Origin of the sequence: Nocardioides sp., assembly GCF_034670285.1 — a bacterium.
In the GTDB taxonomy this organism is placed as follows: Bacteria; Actinomycetota; Actinomycetes; order Propionibacteriales; family Nocardioidaceae; genus Nocardioides.
The window spans coordinates 1-9744 of the sequence record NZ_JAXMNS010000106.1 but is presented as its reverse complement, the minus strand read 5'-3'; the positions used below and the strand labels follow the sequence as shown (position 1 = coordinate 9744).

At 70.1% G+C, this 9744-nt stretch carries 6 protein-coding genes and 1 pseudogene; 3 read left to right on the top strand and 4 right to left on the bottom strand.

Features of this window, described 5'->3' with window-relative positions; translation table 11 throughout:
- A partial coding sequence (locus VOI19_RS07330; protein ID WP_323792306.1) for a DUF2855 family protein occupies positions 1–881 on the top strand: 881 nt, incomplete at its 5' end.
- Here VOI19_RS07330 and VOI19_RS07325 read toward each other — a convergent pair.
- From VOI19_RS07325 to VOI19_RS07315, 3 genes are read right to left on the bottom strand one after another with little or no spacing between them, the layout of a single operon-like run.
- The gene (locus VOI19_RS07325) at positions 878–1861 is read right to left on the bottom strand and encodes a hypothetical protein (RefSeq protein ID WP_323792305.1); all 984 of its coding nucleotides are present in this window, start codon (positions 1859–1861) and stop codon (positions 878–880) included. The genes VOI19_RS07330 and VOI19_RS07325 overlap by 4 nt on opposite strands.
- Before the next feature lie 45 nt (positions 1862–1906).
- Positions 1907–2845, bottom strand: a complete 939-nt coding sequence (gene dapD, locus VOI19_RS07320; RefSeq protein WP_323792304.1) for a 2,3,4,5-tetrahydropyridine-2,6-dicarboxylate N-succinyltransferase — start codon at positions 2843–2845, stop codon at positions 1907–1909.
- Between the two features lie 29 nt (positions 2846–2874).
- Positions 2875–3486: a PepSY domain-containing protein gene (locus VOI19_RS07315; RefSeq protein ID WP_323792303.1), complete on the bottom strand. Its 612-nt coding sequence runs from the start codon at positions 3484–3486 to the stop codon at positions 2875–2877.
- Positions 3487–3779: 293 nt separating this feature from the next.
- On the opposite strand from VOI19_RS07315, the gene ileS reads away from it, so the two are divergent.
- Entirely contained in the window at positions 3780–7046 is a 3267-nt protein-coding gene (ileS, locus tag VOI19_RS07310; RefSeq protein WP_323792302.1) for an isoleucine--tRNA ligase, read from the top strand.
- 443 nt (positions 7047–7489) lie between these two features.
- The gene (locus VOI19_RS07305) at positions 7490–8938 is read left to right on the top strand and encodes a hypothetical protein (RefSeq protein ID WP_323792301.1); all 1449 of its coding nucleotides are present in this window, start codon (positions 7490–7492) and stop codon (positions 8936–8938) included.
- A 58-nt stretch (positions 8939–8996) separates the two neighbouring features.
- Here VOI19_RS07305 and VOI19_RS07300 read toward each other — a convergent pair.
- A pseudogene (locus tag VOI19_RS07300) lies at positions 8997–9744 on the bottom strand (HNH endonuclease signature motif containing protein); the annotation flags it as partial.

Here is a 9744-nt window from a genome sequence, read left to right as displayed (position 1 = left end):
GGGGCCTGATGCCCGTGTGGGGCTTCGGGGACGTCGTCGCCGCGCGCGCCGGCGACCTCCGCGAGGGCGAGCGGCTCTTCGGCTACTTCCCGCCGGCGACCCACCTGCGCCTGCAGCCGGTCGGCGCGCCGGGCCGTCCGGTCCGCGACGCCGCACCGCACCGCGCGGCGCTGCCGAGCACCTACAACTCCTACGTGCGCGTGCTCGACGAGGTCGGCTACGACCGCGCCGACGACGACCTGCGCCTGCTCCTCTACCCGCTGCACGTCACGGCGTGGGCGTTGTGGGAGCAGCTGCGCGGCGAGGGCTGGTACGGCGCCGAGCAGGTGGTCGTCGTGTCGGCGTCGTCCAAGACCGCGCTCGGGGTCGCGCATGCCCTGCGCCAGGACGCCGACTCACCGCACGTCGTCGGCGTCACCTCTGCGCGCAACCGCGCCTTCGTCGAGGGCCTCGACCTCTACGACGAGGTGGTGACCTACGACGAGGTGGAGCAGACCATCGCGGTGCGACCGAGCGTGCTGGTCGACATGTCGGGCAACGGCGCCGTGCTGGGTCGACTGCACCGCCACCTCGGCGAGGCGATGCGACGCTCGCTCCACGTGGGCCTGACGCACTGGGACGACGCCGGCGGCGGCAAGGACCTGATCCGCGAGCGCAGCGAGATGTTCTTCGCCCCGAGCGTGATCTCGGCGCGGCTCGAGGAGTGGGGGCCGCAGGAGTACCACCGCCGCACGCAGGAGTTCCTCTCCGGTGCGCTGGAGGCCGGCCGGAGCTGGCTGCGGATCGAGCACTCCGACGGACTCGGCGGGCTCGATGCCCTCTACGCCGCCGTGCGCGACGGCACGGCTGCGCCCGACCGAGGGTTCGTCGTCACGCCCTAGGAGAAGACGTCGACGTGCACGTGGTCGCGGTGCTCGAGGATCACCGGGTCGCCGCCCGTCGGGGCGCGGTAGTCGCGCCAGGAGTCGTCGCGCCCGGCACGCCAGATGCGGTCGTCGAAGATGACCGTCTGCACGCCGAGGCGGTCGGCCTGGGCGACGACGTACTGCGCGAGCGCCCAGCCGCGCTGCTGGTTGGCGTCGTTGACGGGGCGGTAGAAGATGTCGAGGGCACGACCGTCGTAGTGCGTCGAGCCCTCCATGTGGCCGTCGCGGACGCCGCCGGGGGCGAAACCCCCGAGCGAGAGGTCGCCGAAGCGGTTGACGAGGTCGTCGCGGACGGCGTCGGCGCGCGCAGTGAGTCCGCTGTCGAGCAGCGCGGGATCGCCGGCGGCGACGTCGCCGTCGAGGGTGCAGGCGAAGGCCTCCTCGGAGTTGCCGGTGAGGGCAGAGGCCAGCGCCCGGGCGTCCTGCTCGTGGTCGGCGTAGGCGTCGGGGAAGCCTGAGCGCTGCACGGCCTGGGCCGCCTCGGTGATGGGCAGGTTGCGATAGCCGGCGACCTTCACCAGGCCGTCGTAGAAGGCGTTGGTCGCGTAGACGGGGTCCTGCACCTGGACCTTGGTGCCCCATCCCTGGGAGGGCCGCTGCTGGAAGAGGCCGAGGGAGTCGCGGTCGCCGTAGTCGACGTTCTCGAGCTTCGACTCCTGGTAGGCCGTCGCGAGCGCGATGGAGACTGCGCGGGCCGGGAGCCCCCGTCGGACGCCGATCGCCGCGATGGTCGAGGCGTGCTCGGCCTGCTCGAGGTTGAGGTCGACCACGTGGCCGTCGACCTCGACGGTGCACCGCTCGCCGGGCGCGAAAGGCACCCGCAGGTCGTTCATCCCGACGGCGACGGCACCGACGACCAGGGCGCCCGCTCCGAGCAGGGCGAGGGGCGCGAGGAGCCGCCGGCCCAGGGGAGGGTTCGTCGAGGAGCGGGCCATGGCTCAAGTGTGGCTGGCGTCTGGTTGCCCAACGGGTGAGGTGGACTACTGGGCGTGCAGGGCCTCGTTGAGCGCGACGCCGCTGCCCTCGCGCTGTACGGCCTCGACGGTGCCGCTCACGGAGTTGCGGCGGAAGAGCACGTGGTCGGCCCCGGAGAGCTCGACGGCCTTGATGACCTTCGGCTTGCCGTCGCGGTCGGAGATGGTGACCTTGGTGCCGGCGGTGACGTAGCAGCCGGCCTCCACGACGCAGTCGTTGCCGAGCGAGATGCCGATGCCGGCGTTGGCGCCGAGCAGGCAGCGCTCGCCGATCGAGATCGTCTCCTTGCCGCCGCCCGAGAGCGTGCCCATGATCGAGGCGCCACCGCCGACGTCCGAGCCGTCGCCGACCACGACGCCGGCCGAGATCCGGCCCTCGACCATCGAGGCGCCGAGGGTGCCGGCGTTGAAGTTCACGAAACCCTCGTGCATGACGGTCGTGCCGTCGGCGAGGTGGGCGCCGAGGCGCACGCGGTCGGCGTCACCGATGCGGATGCCGCTCGGCACGACGTAGTCGACCATGCGGGGGAACTTGTCGATGCCGAAGACGGTGACGTGCTGACCTGCAGCGCGCAGGCGGGCGCGGGTCAGCTCGAAGCCGGCGACGGCGCAGGGGCCTGCGGAGGTCCACACGACGTTGGTGAGGAGACCGAAGACGCCCTCCATCGACTGACCGTGCGGGGCGACCAGCCGGTGCGAGAGCAGGTGCAGGCGCAGCCAGACCTCCTCGGTGCTGGTCGGCGCAGCGGCGAGGTCGGCGATCTCGACCAGTCGCACCTCGCGGGTGACCCGGCGGACGTCGTCCGGGGTCGCCAGGGCGGTGAGGTCGGCGGGGGCCTCGGCCGGTGAAACGCCGAGCACGGGCTCGGGGAACCAGGCGTCGAGCACGGCGCCGTCGGCGTCGAGGGTGAGCAGGGCGTGGCCGGAGGCTGCAGGTGTCGTCACGGTGGACCAGCCTAGGCGGAACCGTGGGGCTACTGCCCGGTGCGTCCGTCACCCTCGTCGACGCGCACCACTGCGCCGGTGCCGGCATCGACGATCACCGTGCGCTCGTCGGGGGTGCCGGCGGCGACGGTGATGTTCCAGGTGGTGATGGCGTCGTCCTGGTCGAGGACCACGGTGTCGACGTCGCCCTCCGTGCCGGCGTCGCGGGCGGCCACGAGAGCGTCCACGTAGGACACGTCGATGTCGCGCACGAGGGCGCGTTGCTCGGTGCGGGCCTGGGAGTCGTCGTCGTCCTCCGTGGGGTCGATGAGCACACCCGTGCCATCGGCGGTGAGCACGACGTCGTACTCGACCCCGTCCTGGTCGATCACGGCGACGCGCCAGCCGTCGCCTGCGCTCTGGACCTCGAGGACGACGCCGCCGTCGATCTGCGCCCGGGCCGTCTCCGCAGCCGTCACCAGGGGCCGGTCCACCTTCTCCACGGTCTCCTCCACCGGCGTCTCGGGGGACGGTGAGGCCGCCGAGGTCGCCTGCTCGGTCGGTGCGGCCGGCTCGTCGGACCCGGAGCAACCGGCGGCGGTCACGGCGAGGGCGAGGGCGAACAGGACACCGACAGATCGGGTCGGGATCGTGCGGGTCATGGGGCTCCTGAAGTTCGAGGGGGCGGAGCCACCACGGTAGCCAGACGGTTTAAGGGATTGGTCGCACCCTCACGAGTGGGGATACCGTAGGGCCACAGACGTTCGAGCCGTCATCAGCGGCGAGTCTCCGGAAGAACGGCCCGCATGCGCTGGGGCTCAGTAGAACCGGACGGAGGGGCCCGTCACAGCCCGTGAATGAGTGGTCCGGCCTGCCGGGCAATCGAGGTGGTACCGCGGTCCGTAGGTCTGGGTCGTCCTCGTCGTGAAGCACCCGACGAGCGCAGGAGCCCTTGATGAACTACCCGAAGAACGCGGACGGCACGGCCGTTCCCTCGAACCCCCGCTTCCCCGACATCGAGCAGCGGATCCTTGCGTTCTGGGAGGCCGACGGCACGTTCCAGGCCAGTGTCGACGCTCGTGACGGCGGCACTGATGGCTCGAACGAGTTCGTCTTCTACGACGGACCGCCGTTCGCCAACGGCCTGCCGCACTACGGCCACCTGCTCACCGGCTACGTCAAGGACCTCATCCCGCGCTTCCAGACGATGCGCGGCAAGCGCGTCGAGCGCCGCTTCGGCTGGGACACCCACGGGCTGCCCGCCGAGCTCGAGGCGATGCGCCTCAACGGCATCAAGACCACCGACGAGATCGTCGAGATGGGCATCGACAAGTTCAACGACGCCTGCCGCGACTCGGTGATGAAGTACACCGGCGAGTGGCGCGACTACGTGACGCGTCAGGCGCGCTGGGTCGACTTCGACAACGACTACCGCACGATGAACGCCGACTACATGGAGTCGGTCATGTGGGCGTTCAAGCAGCTGCACGACAAGGGCCTGGTCTACGAGGGCTTCCGCGTGCTGCCCTACTGCTGGAACGACGAGACGCCGCTGTCCAACCACGAGCTGCGCATGGATGACGACGTCTACCAGAACCGTCAGGACCCCGCGGTCACCGTGGGCTACGACGTCACCACCCCCGGCGAGCTCCAGGGCGCCAAGCTGCTCGTCTGGACGACGACGCCGTGGACGCTGCCGAGCAACCTCGCGGTGATGGTCGGCGAGGAGATCGACTACGTCGTCGTCGAGCACGACGGCACCCGCTACGTGCTCGCCGAGGCCCGCGTGGCGTCGTACGCCCGTGAGCTGGGCGAGGAGCCCGAGGTCACCTGGCGTGGCACCGGCGCCGACCTGGTCGGCCTCACCTACACCCCGCCGTTCTCCTACTACGCCGGCCACGAGAACGCCTTCCGCGTCGTGGCGGCCGAGTTCGTGACGACCACCGACGGAACCGGGATGGTCCACACCGCCGGTGCGTTCGGTGAGGACGACAAGATCGTCACCGACCGCGAGAACATCGAGGCCGTCATGCCGGTCGGCAAGGACGGGCGCTTCACGTTCCCGGTCGCCGACTACGAGGGCATGCTGGTCTTCGACGCCAACCCGCACGTCATCGACCACCTCAAGGCCGCCACGAAGGGCGAGGGCGAGACCGGTTCGGTCAGCCCCGGCACCGTGCTGCTGCGCCGCGAGACCTACGACCACTCCTACCCGCACTGCTGGCGGTGCCGCGAGCCCCTCATCTACAAGGGCGTCTCGTCGTGGTTCGTCGAGGTGACCGCGATCAAGCAGCGGATGCTCGAGCTCAACCAGGAGATCAACTGGGTGCCCGACCACATCCAGGACGGCCAGTTCGGCCGCTGGCTGGAGAACGCCCGCGACTGGTCGATCACCCGCAACCGCTTCTGGGGCTCCCCGGTGCCGGTGTGGAAGTCCGACGACGAGGCCTACCCGCGCCTCGACGTCTACGGGTCTTATCAAGAGATCGAGCGCGACTTCGGTCGCCTGCCCACCAACAAGCACGGCGAGACCGACCTGCACCGCCCGTGGGTCGACGACCTCACGCGCCCCAACCCCGACGACCCCAGGTCGCCGGAGGAGGGCCAGTCGACGATGCGTCGCGTCACCGACGTCCTCGACGTGTGGTTCGACTCGGGCTCGATGAGCTACGCCCAGGTGCACTACCCGTTCGAGAACGCCGAGTGGTTCGACGGCACCGCCGACGCCAAGGGGCACTTCCCGGCCGACTTCATCGTCGAGTACATCGGCCAGACGCGCGGCTGGTTCTACACGCTGCACATCCTGGCCACGGCGATCTTCGACAAGCCCGCCTTCTCCAACTGCATCAGCCACGGCATCGTCCTCGGCTCCGACGGCAACAAGATGTCGAAGTCGCTGCGCAACTACCCCGACGTCTCGGAGGTCTTCGACCGCGACGGAGCCGACGCGATGCGCTGGTTCCTGATGTCGAGCCCGATCCTGCGTGGCGGCAACCTCGTCGTCACCGAGCAGGGCATCCGCGACTCGGTGCGCCAGGTGATGATCCCGCTGTGGAACAGCTGGTACTTCTTCCAGCTCTACGCGAACGCCGCCGGTGGCGGCGAGGGCCTCGTCGCCGAGGGCCGGGGCGACTCGAGCAACGCGCTCGACCGCTACGTGCTCGCCAAGTGCCGTCAGTACGTCGAGCAGATGACCGAGGCGCTGGACGCCTACGCCGTCGCCGACGCCTGCGACGTGACGCGCAGCTTCCTCGACGTGCTGTCCAACTGGTACATCCGCCGCTCGCGCGACCGGTTCTTCGACGAGGACGCCGGCGCCTTCGACACGCTGTACGTCGTCCTCGAGACGCTGTGCCGGGCCACGGCGCCGCTGCTGCCGCTGACGACCGAGGAGGTCTGGCGCGGACTGACCGGCGAGCGCTCGGTGCACCTCGCCGACTGGCCCCTTGCCGACGAGCTGCCCGCCGACGACGGACTCGTCGCAGCGATGGACCAGGTGCGCGAGGTCTGCTCGGCAGCCTCCGCGCTGCGCAAGGCCGCCGGCCTGCGCAACCGTCTGCCGCTGTCGACGCTGACCGTGGTCGTCACCGACCCCGGTGCCCTGTCCGACGAGGGCCTCGAGGCGCTGGTCGCCGACGAGGTCAACGTCAAGAACGTCCGCCTGCTGTCGGTCGACAGCGACGAGGCGGCGGCGTACGGCGTCGAGCAGAAGCTCACCGTCAACGCCCGCGCCGCCGGACCGCGGCTCGGCAAGGACGTGCAGGTCGCGATCAAGGGCTCGAAGTCGGGCGACTGGTCGGTGGCCGAGGACGGCACCGTCACCTCGGGCGGCCTCGCGCTGGTCGAGGGGGAGTACACCCTCGAGACCGTCGCCGGCTCCGAGGACACCGACTCCGTCACCGGCGTGCTGCCGAGCGGCGGCTTCGTCGTCCTCGACACCGCCGTGACCGACGACCTCGCGTCCGAGGGCCTGGCCCGCGACCTGGTGCGTGCGATCCAGCAGGCTCGCCGCGACGCCGGCCTCGACGTCTCCGACCGGATCTCGCTGACGGTGGGCGGTTCAGCAGCCGTGCAGGCCGCCGCCCGCACCCACGAGGACCTCGTCACCAGCGAGACCCTCGCGACGTCGTACCTGGTGGTCGAGGCGGGTGACGCCGGCGACGGGACGACGGCTGCCCTCGCCGACGGCGAGACCGCGACGATCCAGGTGGCCAAGGCCTGACCAGTGCGGAGGCTGGGGGCGGGGCACGCGAGCACGTAACCCGTGCGAGAGCAGGTCGTTGACGGATCACACGAGTCCGGACCTACCCGAAGGAGCTCGACGTGCCTGCGCGAGTCCTGCTGCCAGCCCTTGCCACCGTCCTGGCCCTAGCGGCCGCAGCTCAGGGTTCGCCCCCCTCGGCAGGGACCCCTGGGGTGGTCCAGCTCTCGGCTGGATCGACCGCCCCCTCCTCACCCGAGACGTCGACCAGGCGCAAGCAGACAGCCTGCAGGATTCCCACCGGGGCCAAGGGCACCGAACCTCGCTGCAACCGGCATCTGGCGGCCTCGCCCTGGGCCGGCAACCACCGGAACTCCTACGCCCAGGCGTCATCGCCGTTCCCTGGGCCGACCGGCCCTGCCAGCCGGATCAACGTCGACCATGACGGCTTCGCGTCTGCGCCAGTGGTGCTGTCGTCCTCGCCGAAGTACCCCCGAGGCGGACGAGTCATCTGGGCCTCGACGGTCGGCTTCACAGGGGAGATCCTCAAGATCGACCCGAAGACAGTCACGGTCATCGACAAGTACATCCCTCAGGTGGAGGAGGGTGCAGGGCCCGGCGCGAACTCGGTGTCAGGGGCCTACAACCTCGTCGACGCCGACAACCGCCTCCACGTCGGGCAGGCGACCTCGCTGGAGGTCTACGGCGACTTGGTGCCGAGGCGACGATTGTCGAGCATCGCGCTGCTGCGTCGATTCGACCTTCCCGCGCGCGCCTTGTGCGGCGACGACCAACTCGTCGGTCTCACCATGACCTACGACGGGCACCTTGCGTTTGCCACCGAGAACGGTGTGGTCGGTGTGGTGCCCCGGCGACCGGGTCGCATGAACAACAAGCACCTGCGCACGCTCTCCATCAACGGCAAGGACTGCGCCGGCGGCCGTAACGGTGAGGTCGAGACCGTCTCGAACTCGATCGCCGCCGACGAGAAGGGTGGCATCTATGTCGTCACCAGCCACGCGATGTATCGCATCAACTGGAACGGCAAGCGGTTGTCGACCCGGTGGCGCTCGGTGTACGAGGGCGCGGGCGGCTCGGGTGGAGGTCGTCTCGGCGCAGGGTCCGGCTCGACACCGACCCTGATGGGTACCGAGGCGCGCGACGACCGATTCGTGGTCGTCACTGACGGCCAAGATCTGATGCACCTGGTCCTGATGTGGCGCGACAAGATCCCCGCCGGTTGGAAAAGGCTTCACCCGGGCGCCGACCGTCGAATCGCCTGCGAGATCCCGGTGACCTTCGGGGACACGTCTGCCGAGCAGTCGCTGTCGGAGCAGTCGGTGCTGGTGCGCGGCAACAGCGCCGTGGTGGTCAACAACCTGATGAAGGCAGATCCCGTGCTGGGGCAGCTGCCGCCGCAGCTGGCGCCGTACTCGCAGCTGCTCTCCGGGCTACCAGGGAACGAGCCTCGCGGGATCGAGCGGTTCGACTGGGACCCGCGGACGAAGACCTGCAACGTGGCCTGGTCGAACCCGGACGTAGCCATCCCGAACGGCATTCCGACCATGAGCTCCGCGACCGGGCTCATCTACGGAATCGGATCACGCGACGGTGTCTGGACCCTCGAGGGGCTGGACTGGGACAGCGGCGACGTCGAGCTCACCGTGGAGACCACCGCGTTCCCGATGAACAACAGCTTCTATGCCGCCACCACCATCGGCCCCGGCGGGACGGTGTGGACCGGCAACTTCGGCGGAGTCACCCGCTTCCAGCCCTGCGACCCCGGGCGGGAGGCCGATTGCGGCCGTCGTCTGGGCCCGGTCGAGACCCTGGTGGGCAACGTTCCGACCGACCCCGAGGACGCCCTGCAGGACACGGTCGGGCTGCCCAACAGCGAGCCCCGGGAGCCGTAGCCGACTACCGACGTGCAAGTGGCCCCGCCCGAGTGGGCGGGGTGTGGGGGCGGGGTGTTCAGGGCTCGGGTGGGTCGTCCAGCGGGGTGGTGACTGGAATCCGCCCGTGGCGGCGGCCTCGGGTGACCCTGAACCTGGCGCCTGAGGGGCTGGTCCAGTCGTAGACCCCGGGCTGGGGGCTGTCGTAGGCCCAAGCGCTGAAGGTCTTGGCTCGGTGGTGCTTCCTGCAGAGCAGCGAGAGGTTCGAAGTGGATGTCGGGCCACCGGACCCGGGGTTGTTCTTGTTGAACGGCACCCGGTGGTCGAGGTCGCAATGGGCGGCTCTGCGGGTGCACTGGGGGAAGACGCAGCACTGGTCGCGCAGGCGCACTTGTTCCACGAGCTTGGCCGTCGGCACGTACGCCTGCGTGGAGATTTCTTGGTTGAGGTCGAAGACGGGCTTGATGGTCACCGACGTGCCGGCGGTTTGGCACCAGGCCTTGAGCAGCTCGATCAGCACGTCTCCGCCGCCGATGTTGTCGAGGCTCACGTGGGGGCTGTCGGCATCGATGTGGGCGTAGATCACGACGCCACGCCCACCACTGTCGCCGGAGGTCCCGGTGTCGAGGTCGAGGGTCAGCTGGGTGCGTGCCATCTCGCCCACGGCCATCGAGCGCCGCGCACCGAGCGACTCCTCGCACCCGAGGTCGCCCAGCGTCTCGGCGCCTTGCTTGACGGCGGCCTCCAGGTCGAGGGCGTCCTCGACGGCGAGGGTGCCGGTGACGTCGACGGTGCCGTCGGTGGGGTTGTTGCGTTGGCCGAGGTGG